Annotated in this window: 19 protein-coding genes; 5 read left to right on the top strand and 14 right to left on the bottom strand. The window is 66.9% G+C overall.

The window, feature by feature from the left end:
* Positions 1-8: 8 nt before the first annotated feature.
* Positions 9-824, bottom strand: coding sequence for a 23S rRNA (adenine(2030)-N(6))-methyltransferase RlmJ (rlmJ, locus tag B3T77_RS07190; RefSeq protein ID WP_292078420.1), 816 nt, complete (start codon positions 822-824; stop codon positions 9-11).
* A gap of 91 nt (positions 825-915) precedes the next feature.
* Between rlmJ and B3T77_RS07195 the strand changes: the two genes are divergently transcribed.
* Positions 916-1260: a hypothetical protein gene (locus tag B3T77_RS07195; RefSeq protein ID WP_292078422.1), complete on the top strand. Its 345-nt coding sequence runs from the start codon at positions 916-918 to the stop codon at positions 1258-1260.
* Positions 1260-2282: a DNA topoisomerase IB gene (locus B3T77_RS07200; RefSeq protein WP_292078424.1), complete on the top strand. Its 1023-nt coding sequence runs from the start codon at positions 1260-1262 to the stop codon at positions 2280-2282. Before B3T77_RS07195 ends, B3T77_RS07200 begins: the two co-directional genes overlap by 1 nt.
* A gap of 17 nt (positions 2283-2299) precedes the next feature.
* On the opposite strand, the gene tdh is transcribed toward B3T77_RS07200, so the two are convergent.
* The 9 genes from tdh to B3T77_RS07245 all read right to left on the bottom strand — a co-directional run bounded on the left by tdh (position 2300) and on the right by B3T77_RS07245 (position 14189).
* Positions 2300-3340 carry an L-threonine 3-dehydrogenase gene (gene tdh, locus B3T77_RS07205; RefSeq protein ID WP_349681213.1) on the bottom strand — a complete coding sequence of 347 codons (1041 nt, stop codon included), beginning with the start codon at positions 3338-3340 and terminating at the stop codon, positions 2300-2302.
* 117 nt (positions 3341-3457) lie between these two features.
* Entirely contained in the window at positions 3458-4648 is a 1191-nt protein-coding gene (locus B3T77_RS07210; RefSeq protein ID WP_292078428.1) for a glycine C-acetyltransferase, read from the bottom strand.
* Positions 4649-4690: 42 nt separating this feature from the next.
* Positions 4691-5605: a DUF4232 domain-containing protein gene (locus B3T77_RS07215; protein ID WP_292078431.1), complete on the bottom strand. Its 915-nt coding sequence runs from the start codon at positions 5603-5605 to the stop codon at positions 4691-4693.
* 52 nt (positions 5606-5657) lie between these two features.
* Positions 5658-6080, bottom strand: a complete 423-nt coding sequence (mce, locus tag B3T77_RS07220; protein WP_292078433.1) for a methylmalonyl-CoA epimerase — start codon at positions 6078-6080, stop codon at positions 5658-5660.
* Positions 6077-8233 carry a methylmalonyl-CoA mutase gene (scpA, locus tag B3T77_RS07225; RefSeq protein ID WP_292078435.1) on the bottom strand — a complete coding sequence of 719 codons (2157 nt, stop codon included), beginning with the start codon at positions 8231-8233 and terminating at the stop codon, positions 6077-6079. The genes mce and scpA overlap by 4 nt, the downstream gene beginning before the upstream one ends.
* Entirely contained in the window at positions 8230-9612 is a 1383-nt protein-coding gene (locus tag B3T77_RS07230; RefSeq protein WP_292078437.1) for a methylmalonyl-CoA mutase family protein, read from the bottom strand. Before B3T77_RS07230 ends, scpA begins: the two co-directional genes overlap by 4 nt.
* Entirely contained in the window at positions 9612-11591 is a 1980-nt protein-coding gene (locus B3T77_RS07235; RefSeq protein WP_292078439.1) for an acetyl-CoA carboxylase biotin carboxylase subunit, read from the bottom strand. The genes B3T77_RS07230 and B3T77_RS07235 overlap by 1 nt, the downstream gene beginning before the upstream one ends.
* A gap of 6 nt (positions 11592-11597) precedes the next feature.
* Complete coding sequence (locus B3T77_RS07240) at positions 11598-12644, bottom strand: DUF4917 family protein (RefSeq protein WP_292078442.1); 1047 nt, start codon at positions 12642-12644, stop codon at positions 11598-11600.
* 9 nt (positions 12645-12653) lie between these two features.
* Positions 12654-14189, bottom strand: a complete 1536-nt coding sequence (locus B3T77_RS07245) for an acyl-CoA carboxylase subunit beta (protein WP_091745804.1) — start codon at positions 14187-14189, stop codon at positions 12654-12656.
* On the opposite strand from B3T77_RS07245, the gene B3T77_RS07250 reads away from it, so the two are divergent.
* From B3T77_RS07250 to B3T77_RS07260, 3 genes are read left to right on the top strand one after another with little or no spacing between them, the layout of a single operon-like run.
* The gene (locus tag B3T77_RS07250) at positions 14188-14325 is read left to right on the top strand and encodes a hypothetical protein (protein ID WP_153923009.1); all 138 of its coding nucleotides are present in this window, start codon (positions 14188-14190) and stop codon (positions 14323-14325) included. The two genes, B3T77_RS07245 and B3T77_RS07250, sit on opposite strands and share 2 nt — an antisense overlap.
* A complete protein-coding gene (locus B3T77_RS07255; RefSeq protein WP_292078449.1) occupies positions 14318-15742 on the top strand; it encodes a helix-turn-helix domain-containing protein in 1425 nt (474 codons plus the stop codon). Before B3T77_RS07250 ends, B3T77_RS07255 begins: the two co-directional genes overlap by 8 nt.
* 7 nt (positions 15743-15749) lie before the next feature.
* The gene (locus B3T77_RS07260) at positions 15750-16787 is read left to right on the top strand and encodes an oxidoreductase (RefSeq protein ID WP_292078451.1); all 1038 of its coding nucleotides are present in this window, start codon (positions 15750-15752) and stop codon (positions 16785-16787) included.
* Here the strand turns inward: B3T77_RS07260 and pyk are convergent.
* The 4 genes from pyk to B3T77_RS07280 form a co-directional block, all read right to left on the bottom strand.
* Positions 16784-18229 (bottom strand): pyruvate kinase, encoded by a 1446-nt coding sequence (pyk, locus tag B3T77_RS07265; protein WP_055753148.1) that lies wholly within the window; start codon positions 18227-18229, stop codon positions 16784-16786. The genes B3T77_RS07260 and pyk overlap by 4 nt on opposite strands.
* 136 nt (positions 18230-18365) lie before the next feature.
* Positions 18366-20069 (bottom strand): alkaline phosphatase family protein, encoded by a 1704-nt coding sequence (locus B3T77_RS07270; RefSeq protein ID WP_292078454.1) that lies wholly within the window; start codon positions 20067-20069, stop codon positions 18366-18368.
* 72 nt (positions 20070-20141) lie between these two features.
* The gene (locus B3T77_RS07275) at positions 20142-21086 is read right to left on the bottom strand and encodes a DUF808 domain-containing protein (protein WP_066628604.1); all 945 of its coding nucleotides are present in this window, start codon (positions 21084-21086) and stop codon (positions 20142-20144) included.
* Positions 21087-21088: 2 nt separating this feature from the next.
* Entirely contained in the window at positions 21089-22297 is a 1209-nt protein-coding gene (locus tag B3T77_RS07280) for an LL-diaminopimelate aminotransferase (protein WP_292078457.1), read from the bottom strand.
* Positions 22298-22403 lie beyond the last annotated feature (106 nt).

Below are 22403 nucleotides of genomic sequence, written 5' to 3' on the forward strand. Positions count from 1 at the left end.
GACTGCGGTCAGAAGGTCCAGACCTCGGCCCGTCCGTCCGCTTCGCCCAGCGCCCCCGCGACCCAGCCGCAGATCTCGGTCGCGGCCGCTTCCGCGCCCGCCGGCGGATTGACCACCACCATAGCGCAGCCGTTCATCTTCATCGGATTGGTCAGCAGCCTCAGCCGCGCCTCGGCGACCAGGGTCGGCCTCTCCTTGCCCTGCAGCCGCCGGATGAAGCCGTCGAAGGTCTCCAGATCCTTCAGCGGCGTCCAGATCGCCACCGTCGCCGTCGGATCGCGCCTCACCACCGAAATCGCGGTCTCGGCCGAGCGGACATAGTCGTCGGGCTTTTCGAAAGGCGGGTCGATCAGCACCAGCGGCCCGCGCGCTTTCGCCGCCTCCGCGACCACGGCCGCATAGCCGTCGCCCTCGCGCGCCTCGGCGTTCGTTCGCCCCTTCAGCGCCTCGGCCAGCATGGCTCGCACCGGCGGGTTCAGCTCGAACCCGACGTAGCGACCGCCGGGCGTCAGCGCGTCCGCGATCAGCAACGGCGACCCCGGATAGAACCGCGATCCGCCCTCAGGATTCAGCGCCGCGACCTCGGCCGCCAGCGCGTCCATCAGCGGCGTCCGCCCCTCGGCGGACATCAGCCGCGCCACGCCGGCCTCGGCCTCCTTGGACCGCGCGCCCTCGCCCGACAGATCGTACAGCCCCGCCCCCGCATGGGTGTCGAAGACCGTCAGCGGCCCCGCGGCCTGCCGCGCCTTCACCAGCCACAACACCAGAGCGTGCTTGACCAGGTCGGCGAAGTTTCCGGCGTGAAAGCTGTGGCGATAGTTCATGCCGCCTCGTCCCGCGCCCGGCCCGCGCGGTCAAGCGGAACTCGCGCGCCAGACACGGCGTTCGGCCCAAGTCCTTGTACGGAAAGATGCGATGGCCGCCAAAACCACACTCACCGACGCGCAACGCAAGCCGCCCAAGGGCGTCGCGACCCAGGCCAAGCGCGGTCTCGACCTGCGCGACAAGCACGACCGGGGCGGCACCGAGGTCGGCGTACGCCGCGCCCATCAGTTGGCGGATCAGAAGCCCGTCTCGGACAAGGACATCAAGGACATCTACAGCTATTTCGCCCGCCACACCGTGGACAAGAACGGCAAGGGCTGGGGCAGCCGCACCGATCCTTCGGCCGGCTATATCGCCTGGCTGCTGTGGGGCGGCGATCCGGCCGAGCGCTGGATCAAACGGCTGCATGATCGCCTCGAAAAGGCGAACGGCTGATGGCCGACGGATCGCACGCCTTCGACATCGCCGCCGAAGTTCCCCAAGGCCTCAGCTATTGCAGCGACGAGTTCGCGGGCCTGACCCGCCGCCGCGCCGGCAAGGGCTGGTCCTATCGCGACGCCAAGGGCAAGACCGTCACGGACGCCAAAACCCTGGACCGCATCCGCGCCTTGGCCATTCCGCCAGCCTGGACCGACGTCTGGATCTGTCCCAAGGCCAACGGCCATATCCAGGCCACCGGCCGGGACGTGAAGGGCCGCAAACAATACCGCTATCACAACGACTGGAGCACGGCCCGCTCGGAGAACAAGTTCGACAAGCTGCCCGCCTTCTCGCGCAACCTGCCGAAGCTGCGCGAGAAGGTCGAACATGACCTGGCTCTTCGCGGCGTCTGTCGCGACAAGGTGTTGGCCACCGCCGTGCGCCTGCTGGAGATCACCCTTATCCGGGTCGGCAACTCCATCTACGCCAAACAGAACCGCAGCTACGGCCTGACGACTCTGCACAAGCGCCACATCGACGTGGACGGCGCGGCCCTGACGTTCGAGTTTCGCGGCAAGAGCGGCAAGGATCACAGCGTCAGCGTCAAGGACCGGCGCCTGGCCAAGGTCGTGCGGCAGCTAGAAGGCCTGCCCGGCCAGCAACTGTTCAAATATCGCGCGGCCGACGGCACGCTGTGCCCGGTCGATTCCGATGACGTGAACGCCTACATCCGCGAGGCGATGGGCGAGCAGTTCTCGGCCAAGGACTTTCGCACCTGGGCCGGGACCGTCTCGGCGGCGCGGGCGCTGCGAGAGACCGAGGCCCCGACCTCGCCCACCGACGCCAAGCGAAAGATCACCGTCTGCGTGAAAGCCGTCTCCGGTCTGCTGGGCAACACCCCCACCGTCTGCCGCGCGTCTTATGTCCACCCCAAGGTCTTCGCCCTGTTCGAAAGCGGCGAAATCGGCAAGGCCTTGCCGGGGTCAGAGACCAAGGGGTTTGAAAAGGCGCTGATCAAACAGCTGCTGGCTGTCTGATCAGCAGCATTCGTCTCTCAGGCCGCCTTGTCCCAGTCCAGCACGACCTTGCCCGACTGGCCCGACTTCATGGCTTCGAAGCCTTCGCGGTAGTTGGCGTAACCCAGGCGGTGAGTGATCAGCGGGCTGAGGTCCAGCCCGGCCTTCAGCAGGCCTAGCATCTTGCGCCAGGTGGTGAACATCTCGCGGCCGTACACGCCCTTGATGGTCAGGGCCTTCAGGATGATCGCGCCCCAGTCGGTTTCCATCGGCTTGCCGGGAATGCCCAGCAGCGCCATGCCGCCGCCCATGATCAGGGTGTCGACGCACTGTTTGAAGGCGATGGGCGAGCCAGACATCTCCAGCGCCACGTCGAAGCCAACCTTCAGGCCCAGTTCCTTCATGACATCGTGGATGTCTTCCTTGGTCGTATTCACGGTGCGAACGCCCGGCGCGACCTTCTGCGCCAGCTCCAGCCGGAAGTCGTTGATGTCGGTCAGGACCACGGTGCGCGCGCCCGCGTGGCGGGCAACAGCGGCGGCCATCATACCGATCGGGCCGGCGCCGGTGACCAGCACATCCTCACCCAGCAGGTCGAACTGCTGGGCCGTGTGAACCGCATTGCCGAACGGATCGAGGATCGAGCCGATCTCATAGGGCACATCGTCCGGCAGTTCGATCACGTTGAAGGCCGGCGCCACCACGAACTCGGCGAAGGCGCCCTGACGGTTCACGCCAATGCCGCGCGTCTTGGGGTCCAGGTGGAAATGGCCGGCGCGGGCGGCTTCCGAGTTCAGGTCGATGACGTGGCCCTCGGCCGAGACGCGCTGGCCGATCTTCAGCGGCCGATCCACGTCCTTGCCGATGGCGACGATCTCGCCGGCGAACTCGTGGCCGGTGATCATCGGGGTCGGAACGTTCTTCTGGGACCACTCGTCCCAGTTCCAGATGTGGATATCGGTGCCGCAGACAGCCGTGCGATGCACCCGGATCAGCACATCCTCCGGTCCCGCCTCGGGGATAGGCGCGTCAATCAGTTCCAGGCCGACGCCAGGCGCGGTCTTGGCCAGGGCCTTCATCGTGTCGGTCATAGTCTCAACTCCCTGAAATCACGGCTCCGGGTTCATCCCGGAACCGGCGGCTGAGGCCCCACGCCTTCTCGCCGCTTGGTCTTCGTCGATGGCGGGCGAAAGGGGCTAAATGACGCCCAGTTCCCGTCCCGCCTGAGTGAACACTTCAACCGTCCGGTTGATCTGATCGAAGCTATGCGCCGCCGACATCTGTGTACGGATGCGGGCCTGACCACGCGGCACGACGGGGAAGGAAAAACCGATCACATAGACGCCCAGCTCCAACGCCCGCGCCGCGAAATCCTGCGCCAGTTTGGCGTCGCCCAGCATGACAGGGATGATCGGATGCTCGCCGTCCAGCAGGGTGAAGCCTGCGTCCGACATGGCCCCGCGATAGCGATGGGCGTTGGCCGACAGACGGGTGCGCAACGCATCGCCTTCCGTCCCTTGGGCGATGCGGATGGCCTCCAGGCTGGACCCGCACACGGCCGGCGCGAGTGCATTGGAGAACAGATAGGGCCGCGCCCGCTGCTTCAGCAGTTCGACCACCGACTTCTTGGCGCAGATGAAGCCGCCCATGGCGCCGCCCAGGGCCTTGCCGAAGGTTCCGGTGACGAAATCCACCTCGACACCGTGATGGGCGAACGAGCCCCTGCCTTGCATGCCGAGGAAACCCGTGGCGTGGCAGTCGTCCACCATGATCAGGGCGTCGTATTTGTCGGCCAGCGCCCGGATCTCGTCCAGCTTGGCGATATAGCCGTCCATTGAGAAGGCGCCGTCGGTGGCGATGATGATGTCGCGGGCGCCGGCCGCGCGGGCCTCCTTCAGCCGGCTTTCCAACTCGTCCATGTCGGAGTTGGCGAAGCGATAGCGTTTGGCCTTGCACAGCCGCACCCCGTCGATGATCGAGGCGTGGTTCAGGCTGTCGGAGACGATGGCGTCGTTTTCGCCCAGCAGCGGCTCGAACAGACCGCCGTTGGCGTCGAAGGCGGCGGCGAACAGGATGGCGTCCTCGAAACCGAGATAGGCGGCGATGGCCGCTTCCAGCTCCTTGTGGATCTCCAGCGTGCCGCAGATGAAGCGCACGGACGCGGTGCCGGCGCCCCACTTCGCTTGCGCCGCCATTCCGGCCTGGGTCACGCGCTCGTCGCCGGCCAGGCCAAGATAGTTGTTGGCGCAGAAGTTCAGCACGTCGCGGCCGGCGACCTGGATCACAGGCCCCTGGCGCGAGGCGATGATGCGTTCGGGCTTGGTCAGGCCCTGGGCGTCGATCTCGGACAGTTCGCCGGCGACGCGGTCGTAGAAGCTCTGGGTCATGAGCCGCGACCTACGCCGATTTTCGATCGGTTTCCACCCGCCTCAGGTCGCCGGGGCCGGGTTGGCCTCGGCCCGGATCGGACTGACGCGAATGCGACCGCCGCAGGGGCTGAACGAGAACGGCAGGCTGACGGCGGCGGTATCGCTGGGCGCCGTGACCTTTATCGTGGCCGCGTCGGGACAGGTCTTTTGCATGGCTTCGTTGGGCACGACGCTCCAGGCCATTTCGAAATAGGCCTTGGCGCGGGGCGCCAGCTGGACCGGCGTCGGGGCCTGGCCTTGGCGGAAATAGCTTCCGGGGCTCTGTTCGGCGCGTATGGACGACAGGGTGCGTCCGCGCGCGTCCTGCAAGGTCACTGTCGGATAGCCGGTCAGGCTGCAGGCCTGGCTTCCGATATTCTGAAGACTGAAGTTGGTGACCCGATTTCCGGCGCCCGCATCCCCGTCGCCCGCCGCCAGCGTCAGTTGCGGCCCCTTGCAGGGCAGCGCAGCGGGCAAGACCCCGCCGGTCGCCTCGGTCGGCGTCTGACCTGGCGTCGGCAGCGGTCCGGGCGTCGCATCCGCCCCGGGGATCGGCCGCGAGCAGCGCTCCAGCACCGCGACACCTGTGGTGCCGTCCGGACCCAGTCGGCTCAGCGTGCCGCTCTCCTGTCCATCACGCGTCGCCGTCCACCATTCCACCCCGCCGCCGACATAGCGCGCGCCGCTGGCGGCCTGCACCGAACGCAAGGCATAGTTCTGGTTCTGATGGGTCAGCCTGGCGTTGTCGCTGTCGACATACTGGACCTGAAGCGTCGCGCCGCTTTCGCAGGCATAGCCGACCGAGGGCGCATTGGATGCAGGCGCGGCCGACGGTTCGACCGGGGCGGCGGGCTGTTCCGGCTCGGTGCGAGAGCAGGCTGCGGCGCCGGCCAAGGCGGCGATGGCGACGAACGCGGTCAGGCGGTGCGACATCATGTCATGTCCTCTGGTTTCGCCTTCAACGGCCCAACCTGACCAAAGGCTCCGCTTAATGCCCCGCTTTTGGCGTCTCCATCAGCTCGATCAACACGCCGCCCATGTCGCGCGGATGCAGGAAGACGACCGGCGTCCCGTGCGCCCCGATGCGCGGCTCGCCCGTGCCCAGGATGGTCACCCCCTTGGCCCGCATCTCGGCGACGGCGGCGTGGATGTCCTCGACCTCGAAACAGACGTGGTGCTGGCCGCCCTTGGGGTTCTTAACCAGGAAGCCGACGATGGGGCTGGTCTCGTCATAGGGTTCGATCAGCTCGATCTGGGCCGTCGGCGTGTCGATGAAACAGACCTTTACCCCCTGCGCCGGCAGGTCGAAGGGCTCGCCGATCTTGGTCGCCCCCAGCACGTCGCGATACAGTTTGATCGAGTCCGCGATCGACGGGGTCGCGATCCCGACATGGTTCAGGGCGCCGATCATGCGGTCTCCTTAGGCGCGGGCTGGGCGTAACCCAGACGCTGGTTCAGCTTCTCGATCAGGTCGACCGCCGTATCGGCGATGGCCGAACCGGGCGGATAGACGGCGGCCGCGCCCATATCGAGCAGGGGCTGCACGTCGGACGGCGGAATTACGCCCCCAACCACGATCATGATGTCGGGCCGGCCCAGCTTCTGCAGCTCGGCCTTCAGCTCGGGCACCAGCGTCAGATGCCCTGCCGCCAGCGATGATGCGCCGACCGCGTGAACGCCCTTCTCGACGGCTTCTTGAGCAGCCTCCGACGGCGTCTGGAATAGGCTGCCCGCCGTAACGTCAAAGCCCAGATCGCCGTATCCGGTCGCGACGACCTTCTGGCCCCGGTCGTGCCCGTCCTGGCCCAGCTTGGCGATCAGGATGCGCGGCGGCCCGCCGTCGTTCTCGACGAAGGTCGCGACCATCTCGCGGGCGCGGGCGAAGCGGGCGTCGGTCCCCGCCTCCTTGGCGTATACGCCCGACACGGTCTGGACCGTCGCCACGTGGCGGCCGAAGGCGGCCTCCAGCGCGTCGGAGATTTCGCCCACCGTCGCCTTGGCGCGGGCGGCCTGAACTGCCAGCTCCAGCAGGTTGGCGTTCCCGCGCGCTCCCTCGGTCAGGGCGTTCAGCGCCGCATCGGTCGTCGCCTGATCCCGCTCGGCCCTCAGCCGTTTCAGCTTGTCGATCTGGGCGGCCAGCACCGCCGCATTGTCGACCTTCAGCATCGGAATGTCGTCGACGACGGGGTTCAGATATTTGTTCACCCCGACCACCGTCTGCTGGCCGGTGTCGATCCGGGCCTGGGTCTTGGCGGCGGACTCCTCGATCCGCAGCTTGGGAATGCCGGCTTCGATCGCCTTGGCCATGCCGCCCAGGGCCTCGACCTCGGCCATATGGGCGCGCGCCCGTTCGGCCAGTTCGTGGGTCAGCCGTTCGACATAGAAGCTGCCGCCCCAAGGATCGATCACCCGCGTCAGCCCCGTCTCCTGCTGCAACAAGATCTGGGTGTTGCGCGCGATCCGGGCCGAGAAGTCGGTGGGCAGGGCCAGGGCCTCGTCCAGCGCATTGGTGTGAAGGCTCTGCGTCTGGCCGCCCGCCGCCGCCATGGCCTCAACCATGGTGCGCGGCACATTGTTGAACACGTCCTGCGCCGCCAGCGACCAGCCCGAGGTCTGACAGTGGGCGCGCAGGCTCAGCGATTTGGGATCAACCCCGCCCTCTTTCCTGACCGCCTCGGCCCACAGCAGGCGGCCGGCGCGCATCTTGGCCACCTCCATGAAATAGTTCATGCCGATCGCCCAGAAGAAGCTCAGGCGCGGTGCGAACCGGTCGATCGGCATCCCCGCCGCGACGCCCGCGCGCAGATACTCGATCCCGTCCGCCAGGGTGTAGGCCAGCTCGATATCCGCCGAGGCTCCCGCCTCCTGCATGTGATAGCCGCTGATCGAGATCGAGTTGAACTTCGGCGTCTCCTGCGCCGTCCAGGCGAAGATGTCCGCGATGATCCGCATCGAGGGTTCGGGTGGATAGATGTAGGTGTTGCGGACCATGAACTCCTTCAGAATGTCGTTCTGAATGGTGCCGGTCAGCTTGGCGTGCGGCACGCCCTGCTCCTCGGCCGCGACGACATAGAGCGCCAGGATCGGCAGCACCGCACCGTTCATCGTCATCGACACCGACATCTGGTCCAGCGGGATCCCGTCGAACAGGGTCCGCATGTCATAGATGCTGTCGATGGCGACGCCCGCCATGCCGACGTCGCCCTTTACCCGCGGGTGGTCGCTGTCATAGCCCCGGTGCGTCGCCAGGTCGAAGGCGATGCTCAGCCCCTTCTGACCGGCCGCCAGGTTGCGGCGATAGAAGGCGTTGGACTCCTCGGCGGTCGAGAAGCCGGCGTATTGCCGGATCGTCCAGGGATTGCCCGCATACATGGTCGGATAGGGCCCGCGCACGAACGGCGCGAACCCCGGCAGGCCGTGCGGGTGATCCAGCGCGTCCGTGCTGTCGGGACCATAGGCGGTCTCGACCGTCAGCCCCTCGGGCGTCAGCCAAGGATCGCGCGTCGGCCCCTGCCCCGTCGCATCGAGGTTCAGGGCGATCTTGCTGAAGTCGGGGAAACTCATTGAGCCGCCTCCTCGAAGGCCGCGGCGAACCGGATCGGAGCCAGGGGCTCGCACACCCGTTCGACCAACACGGCCGCCTCATCGCCCGCCTCGACCGGCGCAGGCCGCACGTCCGCATCGACATATTTGGTCACGCCGATGATCTGCGCCGCGCCGTTCGTCAGCGCGGCCTCGCGGATTTCACGGGCGCGGGCGATGCGGGGCTGGATGATCGAGCCCTTGAGCGCTTCGACCAGACCGCCCTCCGCCTCGATCCTCTGGAACTCGGCCCAGCCGGCCTCGGCCAAGTCCCGCGTCCGGGCGTCCAGATACCAGGAGCCGGCGGCCGGATCGTCGACCCGACCCAGATTGGCCTCCTCCATCAACACCAGTTGGGTGTTCCGCGCCTGTCGCCGCGCAAAGGCGTCTGACGTTCCGGAGGCGCGGGTGAAGCCATCCAGCACCACGACGTCCGCCCCACCGACTGCGCCGGCGAAGCCCGCCGCCGTCAGCCGCAGCAGATTGGGCCAGGGATCGCGCGCCGACAGCATCCGCCGCGACGAGCGCGCTTCGATCACCGCCGGAACATCCACGTCGAACGCCTTCGTCAGGCTGGCCCAGATCAGCCGCATGGCCCGAACCTTGGCCAGGCTGTCGAAATATTCAGCATCGACCGACAGGCCGACGACGGTGCCGCGCAAAGCCGCCTCGACCGACATCCCGGCCTCCACCGCCGCCTTCGCATGGGCCACGACGCTGGACGCCGCAAAGGCCAGCTCCTGCGCCGCCGATCCGCCCGCCTCGTGCGCCACGCGCCCGCTGGCCAGGAAAAAGGTCGCGTCGGGATAGGCCCCCGCATGGCGCGCCGCCGTATTGGCCGCCAAGCTCAGATGCTCTTCCACAGAACGCGGCGCCCCGCCCGCCTCGGCGAAGGCCGAGACCGGGTCCATATGAAACCGCAGCTGGGCGCGCGGCGAGCCCTTGGCGACGACCGCCAGGGCGTTGGCCGCATTCGGCCCGTCGATCCCGGCGTCCAGCGCGACGGGCGCCAACTCCAGCGTCACGCCTTCCAGCGCCCGGCCCAGGGGCGCAGAATCCGCCAGCACCCGCCCCTTCAGCACCACCGAGGCCGCGCCGTTCTCCAGATCGGTCAGGACGGCGGCGTTGACCGCTTCGGCATCGTCGCCCTCCACCAGCGTCCGCAGATCCCAGGCCCGGCCTTCGGAGTCGGACGGACGCGGGGCGAAGATCGGCTGCACGCCCGTCGCGCCTGCGTACAGCGGCCGCGTCACCAGTTGATCGGCGTCGAGATGCATCAGCGACTCGATCGGCCGATCCTTCAGCGCCTTCTGGGCCGCCTCGCGCCATTCCAGCGGCGTGGGCGCGGGAAAGCCCGTCATCACCCGAACTCCACCAGCACGTCATCCGCCGCCACCGGATCGCCGTCCTTGGCGCCGACGGCCTTCACCACCCCGTCGCGCTCCGCCTTCAGGATGTTCTGCATCTTCATGGCCTCGATGATGGCCACCGTCTCGCCGGTCTTGACCTCCTGGCCCACGACCACCGGGATCGAGACCACCAGACCCGGCATCGGCGACAGCACCATCTTGGAGGTGTCCGCCGCGACCTTCTCCGGCAGGCGCGCATACAGTTCGGCGACGTGGGGCCGCAGCACCCGCACCCGCGCCTTGGCCGCGCGGTGGCGGATGTCGAAGCCGTCGGCGACGCGCTTGACCTCGGCGGTGAAGGGCTCACCGTCCAGCTCGGCCTTGAACTGGGCCAGACCCGGCCGCCAGTCGATGTCCGACAGGCGGATGTCGCCGCCGCCGGTCAGGGTCAGGATGATCTCCTCGTCCTCGTCATAGGACAGGCCGACGCCGTGCGGCGTCTTGTCGATCATCACGATCCAGTCGGTGCGGTCCGACGGATCGCCGTCCTGTTCGGCGATAACCTCGTGCATGGCCAGCGCCGAGGCGATCAGGATGCGCTCCTGGTCCTGCGTCGGTTTCAGGCCGTGGAAGCCGTCGGGGAACTCGTCCTTGATATAGCTGGTCGACAGATTGCCCGACTTGAACCGGTCCTGGTCCATCACTGCCGCCAGGAAGGGCACATTGTGGCCCAGGCCCGACAGGTGGGTGTCTTCCAGCGCGCGGGCCATGCCCTCGACCGCCGCCTCACGCGTCTCGCCCCAGGCGCACAGTTTGGCGATCATGGGATCATAGAACATGCTGATTTCGTCGCCCTCGCGGACGCCGGAATCGTTCCTGACGGTGTAGTCGCCCTGATCGCCCTCTTCCGGCTGCTCATAGCGAACCAGCCGGCCGATGGACGGCAGGAAGCCGCGATACGGATCCTCGGCGTAGATGCGGCTCTCGATCGCCCAGCCGTCGATCTTCAGGTCCTTCTGTTCGAAGGCCAGCGTCTCGCCCCAGGCCGAACGGATCATCTGTTCGACCAGATCGACGCCGGTGATCAGCTCCGTCACCGGATGCTCGACCTGAAGACGGGTGTTCATCTCCAGGAAGTAGAAGCTCTTGTCCTGACCGGCGACGAACTCGACCGTGCCGGCCGAGTCATAGTTCACCGCCTGGGCCAGGGCGACGGCCTGCGCCCCCATGGCGGCGCGGGTGGCCTCGTCAAGCAAGGGGCTCGGCGCCTCCTCTATGACCTTCTGGTTGCGCCGCTGGATCGAGCATTCGCGCTCGAACAGGTGGACCACATGGCCGTGCTTGTCGCCCAGCACCTGGATCTCGATGTGGCGCGGATCGACGATGAACTTCTCCAGGAAGACCCGGTCGTCGCCGAAGGCGTTCAGCGCCTCGGCCTTCACCGCCGCGAATCCCTCGGCCATGTCGGCGTCCGAATGGGCCACCCGGATGCCCTTGCCGCCGCCGCCGGCCGAGGCCTTGATCATGATCGGATAGCCGATCTGGTTGGCGATCCTGACCGCCTCGTCCGGCGTCTCGATCAGCCCCATATGGCCCGGCACGGTCGAGACGCCCGCCTCGGCCGCCAGCTTCTTGGAGCTGATCTTGTCGCCCATGGCCTCGATGGCCTCGGGATTGGGGCCGATGAAGGCGATCCCTTCGTCCCTCAGCCGCCGCGCGAATCCGGCGTTCTCGCTCAGGAACCCAAAGCCCGGATGCACGGCCTGCGCCCCCGTCTGGCGCACCGCCTCGACGATCTTGTCCGCCAGCAGATAGGACTGCGCCGCCGGCGCTGGCCCGATCAGCACCGCCTCGTCGGCCATCTCGACCGCCAGCGATCCAGCGTCGGCCTCCGAATAGACCTGCACCGTCTGGATGCCCATCTTGCGGCAGGTCTTGATGATCCGAACCGCGATCTCGCCCCGGTTGGCGATGAGGATTTTGGAGAACATAACTTACTAGCCCCAAGGCGCTGCGCTGGCAGCGTCAAAGTATCCGATGTGAAGCGGGTAGACGGCACCGCGCTTGGCTTTCAAGCGTTCCGCACGTCGAATGATTTCTTGGTTGAACGGCTCAAGCTGGTCGCCGTGGAGGCTGACATAGAGCTCACCGAGTTGAGAGCGCCCAATCCGTTCGAAGATGTGGTCATCGTTCGCATCAAGCGAATGCCCAAGGACGAACAGCGCACTGTTTTTTCCGCTTCGCAACGACCCCACGTAGCTCTTGTAGGAGTGATGCAGGTAGGCGCTGTGCTGGATGCGATTTAGCTTCTGATCGCTGTTGGCCTCGGCCACGAAGAGCGGAAATTCGTCTCGGGACAATGCGTCGCGCGCCTGGTCTACGAGAGGGATTCCCGTATTCACCCATGTGTACTTTTGTAGCTGATACCCCGCATCAAACAGGTGCAACGCACCGTGCAGATAGTGCACTCGCTGTTCGTGCGATTTAGACTCGCCATGCCACATCACATAAGGGGCGTCGTAATCATTCTCGTCTTTCCCAAAGCCATCGTTGTGCTGGAGCTTTAGGTCGTCGATCTCGGTCTGCATCGCCGCCCAATAGAGAAGCAGATCGTAGTTAGTCGTGTAAACGCAGCCTTTGGGACCACCCAGGAAATGGGATAAAAATTTCCGGCATGCCGCATATTTTTCGGGCGTGATGTCTCCCGGCCTAGCCGGGTGTCGGGAGGCCACAGCGCTCACCAAAGCATCCTTCAGAAGCTCGGCGTGCTCAATCATCTTGGCGGCGTCCCCGCCATAGATCGGAGCGATAGCAGCCGAAGACTGAAGCGCTCGAATAGCCGCTTCAAAGTCGGTGGTCTTCAATATTTCGAATACAGAAATTAGTTCGGGAGGGAGGCCAGGTTTCGCCTCTTCAAATAGCGAACTGTAGGGGAATATTTTGGGGAAACAGGCAATACTAAACCCGTTTCCAAGCAACAGATCCCTATTTGTGCAGCCGCTTGCTGCATCAAGCGCATGCTCGAATGTGATGACATCTACCACTGCGATCACCTAAAGCGGAATATTATCGTGTTTCTTCCAGGGGTTCTCCTGGACCTTGTTCTTCAGCGTCCGCAGCGCCTTCACCAGCCGTCGCCGTGTCCCATGGGGCATGATGACGTCGTCGATGTAGCCCAGGCCCGCCGCCACGAACGGGTTGGCGAACCGGTCCTTGTACTCCGCCTCGCGCGCGGCCAGGGCCTCGGGATCGCCGGCCTCCTTGCGGAAGATGATCTCGACCGCCCCCTTGGCGCCCATGACCGCGATCTCGGCGGTGGGCCAGGCGTAGTTGACGTCGCCGCGCAGGTGTTTGGAGCTCATCACGTCATAGGCGCCGCCATAGGCCTTGCGCGTGATCAGGGTCAGTTTCGGCACGGTCGCCTCAGCATAGGCGAACAGCAGCTTGGCCCCGTGTTTGATCAGGGCGCCGTACTCCTGCTTGGTGCCCGGCATGAAACCCGGCACGTCCACCAGCGTCACCAGCGGAATGTCGAAGGCGTCGCAAAAGCGCACGAACCGCGCGGCCTTGCGGCTTGAATCGATGTCCAGCACGCCCGCCAGCACCTGGGGCTGGTTGGCGACGATCCCGACCGTCTGGCCGTCCAGCCGGCCGAAGCCGGTGATGATGTTCTTGGCGAAGTCGGCCCCGATCTCGAAGAAGTCGGCCTCGTCCACCACCTTCAGGATCAGCTCCTTCATGTCGTAAGGCTGGTTCGGATTGGCCGGGATCAGGGTGTCCAGCGACGGCTCGTCCCGCTCCGGCTCGTCATAGCTTTCGCGCACCGGCGGCTTTTCGCGGTTCGACAGCGGCAGGAAGCCGATCAGGCGGCGCACCTCCGACAAGGCTTCCAGGTCGTTCTCGAACGCCCCGTCCGCCACGCCCGACTTGCCGGCGTGAACGCGGGCGCCGCCCAGGTCCTCGTGGCTGACCACTTCGTTGGTGACCGTCTTCACCACGTCGGGGCCGGTCACGTACATGTAGCTCGTGTCCTTCACCATGAAGATGAAGTCGGTGATGGCGGGCGAATAGACGTCGCCGCCCGCGCACGGCCCCATGATCACGCTGATCTGGGGAATGACCCCGCTGGCCAGAGTGTTCTGCAGGAAGATGTCGGCGTAACCGGCCAGGCTCTCGACGCCTTCCTGGATCCGCGCGCCGCCGGCGTCGAACAGGCCGATGATCGGCGCGCCGGTGGTCAGGGCCATCTTCTGCAGCTTGACGATCTTGGCCGCATGGGCCCCCGACAGCGATCCGCCGAAGACGGTGAAGTCCTTGGAGAAGACATAGACCAGCCGTCCGCCGATGGTGCCGCGACCCGTCACCACCCCATCGCCGGGGATACGCTGGTCCTGCATGCCGAAGTCATGGCTGCGGTGCTCGACGAACATGTCGGTCTCCTCGAAGGAGCCTTCGTCCAGCAGCACGTCGATGCGTTCGCGCGCCGTCAGCTTGCCCTTGGCGTGCTGGGCGGCGATACGCTTTTCCCCACCGCCCAGTTTGGCGGCGGCGCGACGGCGCTCCAGTTCTTCAAGGATGGCTTGAGTCATGATGGATCTTCGCCTCTCGTTCAAAGAACGCGTGGCGCCTTCATCGCAAAATGGCAAACGCAACTTTGCAAAAAGTGTGGAACTGCGCGGGCTTGCAAAGGATGGCGATATGATCTGCAAAGTTGCGAATGGCTGAGAAGCTTTTCCTGGGCGCCAAACTGCGCAAGCTGCGCGAGGCGCGCGGCTGGACGCTGGAGGCCTGCGCCGAGCGGCTCGGCCTGTCGCCGTCCTATCTGTCGCAGATCGAGACCAACCAGCGCCCGGCGACCGCGCGCGTCCTGATCGCCCTGACGCGCGCCTTTCATGTGGACGCCAGTCTGTTCGATCTGGAAGGGGACGCCCGCCTGATCGCCGATTTGCGCGAGGCGACCACAGACATTGCGGGTCAGGCCGAACCGCCCACGGCCGCCGAGCTGAAACAGGCCGTCGCCAACACCCCGCGCCTGGCCCGTCAGTTCCTGGCCCTGCACCAGACTTTCCGCCGTCTGGACGAGCGGGTGAAGGCGCTGGACGACACCCTCGGCCGGGACGAACACGGCGCAAGTGTCGCCCTTTTGCCCTACGAAGAGGTGCGCGACTTCTTCCACTATCGCGACAACTACATCGACACGCTGGACACGGCGGCCGAGGCGCTGGCGACGACGCTGGTGCAGGACGGCCAGATCGAGCGGGCGCTGGAGTCTGCGCTGAGCCAGGCGCACGGCGTCCGGGTCGCTTACGTCGCGGGCCAAGACGCGTTGCGTCGCTACGATCCCGCCAGCCGCGTCCTGACGCTGGACGCCTGGCAGCCCGGCGCGACGCGGTCGTTCCAGCTGGCGCACCAGTTGGCCCTGCTGTCCTTCCGCGACCTGATCGAGGCTGAGTTGGATCAGGCCGCCTTCCGCACGGACGCCGCGCGGGACGTGGCCCGGGTCGGTCTGGCCAACTACGCCGCCGGCGCCCTGCTGCTGCCCTACCGGGCCTTCCTCGAGGCCGCGCGCGAGGAAAAGCACGACATCGACCGGCTGCGCACCCGTTTCCAGGTCAGTTTCGAACAGGTCTGCCACCGGCTCTCGACCCTGCAACGGCCGGGCTGGCGCGGCGTGCCCTTCTATTTCGCTCGCGTGGATATGGCCGGCAACATCACCAAGCGCCACAGCGCCACCCGCTTCCAGTTCGCCCGCTTCGGCGGCGCATGCCCCCTGTGGAACGTGCACGAGGCCTTCGCGGCGCCCGACCGTATCGGGGTGCAGCTGGCCGAGATGCCCGACGGCTCTCGCTACATCTCCATCGCCCGCAGCGTGTCCAAGCCCAGCGGCTCCTACCTGGCCAACGACCGCCGCTACGCCCTGTCCCTAGGGTGCGAGGTCGAACACGCCGGATCTCTCATCTATGCCGCCGGCCTGGATCTGAACGGCCCCGCCGCCCGGATCGGCGTCAGTTGCCGCATCTGTGAGCGCACCGACTGCACCCAGCGCGCCTTCCCGCCGCTGGATCGCACCCTGCACGTGCCGGAGAACGAACGCGGCGTCGTGCCCTATGTGCTGGATGGCCCGCGCCCCGACCGCTATTGATCGGGGCATGACCTCGCACGCACCCATCGGCGTGGCCGTCGTCGGCTACGGCCTGGCGGGCCAGACCTTCCACGCCCCCCTGATCGAAGCGACCCCCGGCCTGACCCTGACCGCCGTCGTCTCGTCCCGGCCCGATGCGGTCCACGCCGACTTGCCGGAGGTCGAAGTCCTGCCCGACCTGGACGCCGCCCTGGCCCGCGACGACATCGGCCTGATCGTCGTCGCCACCCCCGACGCCCTGCACGCCGAGCAGTCGATCGCCGCGCTGAAGGCCGGCAAGTCCGTGGTGGTGGACAAGCCCTTCGCCGCCACGCTTGAGCAGGCCCAAGCCGTCGCCGCCGTCGTCGCCGATGCCCCCGGCGTGTTCAGCGTCTTCCAGAACCGCCGTTGGGACGCCGACTTCCTGACTTTGCGCGGCCTGATCGACCAGGGCGAACTGGGCGACGTCGCCGTGTTCGAAAGCCACTACGACCGCTTCCGCCCGACCGCTGCCGACCGCTGGAAGGACAAGCGCGACGGCGGCGTCTGGGCCGACTTGGGCCCGCATCTGATCGACCAGACGGTCGAGCTGTTCGGCCCGCCGCTGGCCATCTATGCCGACCTCCAGGCCCAACGTGTCGGCGCCACGGCCATCGACTACGCCCACGTTCTGCTGCGCTACGACCGGCTGCGCGTCATCCTGAACATGAGCCACCTCGCCGCCGAGGCCAGCCTCCGCTACGCCGTCCACGGCACGGGCGGCAGCTTCATCAAACGCGGCCTCGACGCCCAGGAGAGCCAGTCCAAGGCCGGCCTGCGTCCCGGCGACACGGACTGGGGCGTCGATCCTTCGCCCGGTGAGCTGACGAAACAGATCGACGGCGAAACCGTCCGCACCACGCCGGCTCCGGAGCGCGGCGACTATCCCGCCTTCTACGCCGCCATGCGCGAGGCGATCCTCGAAAAAGGCCCGCCGCCCGTCCCCGCCGACCAGGCCCTGACCGTCATGCGCATCCTTGACGCCGGTCTGCGCAGCGCGGCGGAGCGTCGCGAGATCGCTCTCTAGCTCTTCTTACGGCCCTTCGACGTCGCTGCCGGAGCGTGGGCCAGGCGCAGCAGATTGGCCGCGCCCGGCGCCCCAAACGGCGTGCCCGCCAGGATCAGGATGCGCTGGCCCGGCTCGGCCAGACCATATTTGACCGCGCTGTTGACGGCGTCGTCCGTCACGGCCTCCAAGGAGTCCGGCTGCTCGCCCAGACGCGGCTCCAGCCCCCAGACCAGGGCCAGCCGGCGCGCGGTGTTGGGATTGGGCGTCAGCACCAGGATCGGCTTCAGCGGCCGCTCGCGCGCCATCCGCCGCGCCGTGCCGCCCAGGGTCGTGAACACCACCAGACAGCCGGTCGAAGGCGCATTCGCCGCCATCCGCGCCGCCCCGACCAGGGCGTCCACATCGTGCTCATCCATGCCGGCATGTTCGGCGCCCATCAGGCTGGGCCACATCGGATCGCGTTCGACGCGCTCGATGATCCGGCTCATGATGCCGACGGATTCCAGCGGATAGTCGCCCGACGCCGTCTCGGCCGACAGCATCAGGGCGTCCGCACCCTCATAGACCGCATTGGCCACGTCGGTCGCCTCGGCGCGGGTCGGGGCCGGAGCGCTGGTCATGGATTCCAGCATCTGCGTCGCCACGATCACCGGCACGCCGCGATTGCGGGCCGCGCGCACGATCTGCTTTTGCGCCACCGGCACATCTTCGGGATCCAGCTCGACGCCCAGATCGCCACGCGCCACCATCACCCCGTCGCAATAGTCCAGGATGGCTTCCAGATCGGCCAGGGCCGCCGGCTTCTCGATCTTGGCGAGGCAGGCCGCCTGACCATTCACAATCCGCTTCAGCTCGGCCATGTCCTCGGGCTTCTGCACGAAGCTGAGCGCAACCCAGTCCACGCCCATACGCAGGGCGAACGCCAGGTCTTCACGATCTTTCGGCGTCAGGGCCGAGACCGGGATCACCGCCTCCGGCACCGCCACGCCCTTGCGGTCCGACAGCTTCGAGCCGCTCTCGACCGTGACATCGGCCCACTCATCGGTCCGCTCGCCCACACGCAGACGCACCCGTCCGTCGTCCAGCAGCAGCAGCATGCCCTTGCGCAGCGCCTTGAAAATTTCGGGATGCGGCATCTGCACCCGCGTCTCGTCGCCGGGCGTCGGGTCCAGATCGAAACGCATGGTGTGGCCCGGCTTGACCGAGATCTCGACGTCCTTGAAACGGCCCAGACGCAGCTTCGGCCCTTGAAGGTCGGCCAGCACGCCCAGCGGACGCTGCAGGGCCATTTCGGCGCCGCGCACCGCCTTCAACGCGGCGGCGTGATCCTCATGCGACCCGTGGCTGAAGTTCAGGCGGAACACGTCCACCCCCGCCTGGGCCAGCGCCTTGACGGTGCTGGGCGCACGGCTGGCGGGTCCCAGGGTGGCGACGATGCGCGCGCGACGGGCTCGGTTCATGACGTTTCCTGTTTGCTCTCTCGGACGGCAAAACGGGGCCGCCTGGGCGATTTCGCCCTCTTCTGCCAACGAAACCCGCGCTGCGTAAGGCCGCCTTCCCCTCAGGAAACATGAGTTGACGGCCGGAAACAGGAGTTTATCTGGCCGCCGTCCCGCAAGCCGCAACTGCGAACCCGTTCAGATCGATGCATCGGCCCTCGACTTGCGGCGCGGCGACGCCGATCACATGGGCGAGGGTCGGGGCGATATCGACGGTCCGGATCGGCAGGAACCGCTCCTCGGCCTTGGCGCCTGGCCACCAGAAGATGATCGGCACGCGCCGGTCATATTCCCACGGCGTGCCGTGTCCGGCCAGGGTCGAGCCGACGCGGCCGCCCGAGGTGGTGTTCTGGGTCCAGGCGAACTGGATGTCGGGCGATCGCTCGGCGACGGTCGACAACCGCATCCGCTCGCGCACCGTCATCATCTCGGGCTGACGGCTGTCGGGCAGGGGCTCAGCCAGCAGTCGGTCGCGCGTCTCGGCGAAAGCCACGTCCGGCAGGGCGCGCAGCATCTCGACCGCCGCCTCCGCCACCTGTGTCCGCAACGGATCGGGCAGCGACTTATGATCCGCATCGGCGACCATCCAGCCGCTTCCGCCGGACTGCAGCGGATCGGCGTCCAGATTGAAGCGCGCCTTCAACGCGGCGTTGAAGCCCTTGATCGCATCGGTGTCGGCGCGGTGCGCCTGCGGATAGCCATGCTCATGCAGCCGCTCGACGAAGTCCGAGCCGCCGTGATCGGCCGTCAGAACCACCAGCGCGCCGCCGGGAACCTGGGCCAGCTTGTCCAGGAAGGCGCCCAGCGCCGCATCCAGCCGGTGCATCTGCTCGCACATCTCCGGCCCCTGGGTGCCGTACATATGCCCGATCCGGTCGGTGGCCGACAGGCTGACGCCCAGCATGTCGGTGGCTGTCCCCTGCCCCAGCTTCTGGCTGTCCAGCAGATATTCCGCCGCCTTCAGCGTCTGCTCGTCCAGCAATGGCGAGGTGTCGAACTTCAACCCCGCCGGCGGCAGCACCGAATGGAAGGTCTGGCCGCGAATGGTCCAGTCGCCCGCCAGCGCCCGGCAGTCCGCGTTCTGATAGTCCCAGGTCACCGGCGTCGCCGCCGTCCAGGCGTTGAAGTCACGGTTGAACGCTGCGACCGGCGCCAACTTGGCCTCGGCCGTCTGTCCCGGCTCGACATAGGCCGTCAATCCAAACCCGTCGGTGAACCAGAAGGCCTGCCCCTGATGACCGGCCAGATTGATCGCCCCGCGATCCTTGCCCGACACCGCCATGACCTTGCTGTCCGGACTGACGGCCTTCAACCAGTCGCCCAGCGTCGTCGCACGCAGCTGGTCCGGGCCCACCGGTCCGTTGTCGGTGTCGTCACGCCCGTGCGCCAGATGGTTCTGCGGCGCGGCCAGACAATAGACCTCCTTGCCGGTCTTGCCGTCGATCCAGTCGTTGGCGGGAATGCCGGTCTCGGCCGGGTGCATGCCGGTCAGAACGGTGGAGTGCCCGGGGCAGGTCTCGGTCAGACCATGGGTCTGATAGCCGTTGATCGACACCAGCCCCTGGTCGGCCAACCGGCGCAGGCCGCCGCTGTAGCGGCTGCGATACTGGTTGAAGAGGTTGGCGCTGAACTGATCGACCACGATGGTCACGATCAGTTTGGGCGGCGTCAGGGCCGCAGCCGATGCCTGAGGCGCGGCGGCCTGAACCGGCGGCTGGGCGACCGGCGCGCCCGCACAGGCGGCGCCCGCGATCGACAAGACGGCCAGACACGCGGCGGCGACGTGACGCGACAGGGACATGAACAACTCCAACAACAGCCGTGCGGCCTCTAGCTGTTGCGGATGGCGCCCGCGTGACAGCCCGGCTCGCTCCTAGTGCGATTCCTTGGACCGCAGGCGCGCGACCTGATGCAGGACCAGCACCACCACCCCGCCGACGATCAGCCCGATCACGGCCGAGGCCACCGCCGTCGTCAGCCAGCTCATCACGCCGGCCAACGGCCCGAACAGTTCGCCGACGGCATGCGAGAGATGCTCGACCGGTACCGCCGGCCAGTGCAGCCCCAGCGTATGGGAACCATGCAGCAGAATGCCGCCGCCGACCCACAGCATGGCCGCCGTGCCGATCGCCGACAGGGCGCTCATCACCATCGGCATGCCCTTGACCAGACCCCGTCCCAGGGCGCGCACCCCGCCGTTGGGCCGCTGGGCCAGATGCAGGCCGATGTCGTCCATCTTCACGATCAGGCCCACTGCGCCATAGACGACGACGGTCATGGCGATGCCGACCACAGCCAGCACAGCGGCTTGGGTCAGGATCGGCTGCGCCGCCACATCGGCCAGGGCGATGGCCATGATCTCGGCCGACAGGATCAGGTCAGTGCGCACCGCACCCGACACCGTCGTCTTCTCCAGCGCCGCTGCGTCGCGCGCGACCGGCGCGGCATCCTCATGCCCGCCATGCCCCATCGCCTCCAGCAGCTTTTCCGCCCCCTCGAAACACAGATAGGTCCCGCCGCACATCAGGATCGGGGTGATGGCCCAGGGCGCGAAGGCGCTGAGCACCAGGGCCACCGGCAGGATGAAGATCAGCTTGTTGCGAAACGACCCGAGTGCGATCTTGCTGATGATCGGCAGCTCGCGGCTGGGCGACAGGCCCATGACATAGCGCGGCGTCACCGCCGCATCGTCCACCACCACGCCGGCGGCCTTGGTCGAGGCCTTGCCCGCCGCCGCGCCCACGTCATCCAGCGACGCGGCCGCCAGCTTTGCGATGCCGGCGACGTCGTCCAGCAGCGCGATCAGTCCAGACGGCATAGTCAGTCTTCCCGGCTGGGCGGCACATTGACGCCCTGCGATTTCAGATAGGATTTGATGTTGCGCGCGGCCTGGCGGATGCGCTGCTCGTTCTCGACCATGGCGATACGCACGAAGCCCTCGCCGTTCTCGCCATAGCCGACGCCCGCCGCCACCGCGACCTTCGCGTGGGTCAGCAACTGCTTGGAAAACTCCAGACTGCCCAGATGCTTCAGCGCCGGGGGCAACGGCGCCCAGGCGAACATGGACGCGGCCGGCTTGGGAATGTCCCAGCCCGCGCGGGCAAAACTCTCGACCAGCACATCACGGCGGCGGTGATAGAGTTTGCGGTTCTGCTCGACGATGTCCTGCGGTCCGTTCAGCGCGGCGCACGCCGCCGCCTGGATCGGCGTGAAGGCGCCATAGTCGAGGTAGGATTTCACCCGCGTCATCGCCGCGATCAGCTTCTTGTTGCCAACCGCAAACCCCATGCGCCAGCCGGCCATGCTGTAGGTCTTCGACAGCGAGGTGAACTCGATCGCCACGTCCTTGGCCCCCGGCACCTGCAGGATCGAGACCGTCGGCTTGCCGTCGTAATAGAGTTCCGAATAGGCCAGATCGCTGATGATCCACAGGTCGTTGGTCTTGGCGAAGTCCACGACGCGTTCGTAGAAAGCCAGATCGACCGTCTCCGCCGTCGGGTTCGACGGGTAGTTCATCACCAGGATCTTGGGCCGCGGCACGGTGAAGGCCATGGCCCGCTCCAACGCCTCGAAATACTTCTCGTCCGGCGTAGTCGGCACGCTGCGGATCGCCGCCCCGGCGATGATGAAGCCGAAGGTGTGGATCGGATAGGACGGATTGGGCGCCAGGATCACGTCGCCCGGCTCGGTGATGGCGGTGGCCAGGCTGGCCAACCCCTCCTTGGAGCCCATGGTGACGATCACCTCGGTCTCGGGATCCACATCGACGCCGAAGCGGCGGCCGTAATAGTTGGCCTGGGCGCGGCGCAGGCCGGGGATGCCGCGTGACGCTGAATAGCCGTGGGCGTCGGGCTTCCTGGCCACCTCGATCAATTTGTCGATCACATGCTGGGGCGGTGGCAGGTCCGGGTTGCCCATCCCAAGATCGATCACGTCCTCGCCCGCCGCACGGGCCGCCGCGCGCATCGCATTGGTCTCGGCGATGACATAGGGCGGCAACCGCTTCATGCGGTAGAATTCTTCGGACATGACAGGCTCGTCGTTGGGATCAGCGGCCGTGGATCGACCGCCTTTAGCGCTTAGCGCGCCAGCGGCCTCGCGCAACAGCATTGAAGGTCATTTTCACCCGTCAGGC

The organism is Brevundimonas sp. UBA7838 (assembly GCF_002500885.1).
Taxonomy (GTDB): Bacteria; Pseudomonadota; Alphaproteobacteria; order Caulobacterales; family Caulobacteraceae; genus Brevundimonas; species Brevundimonas vesicularis_C.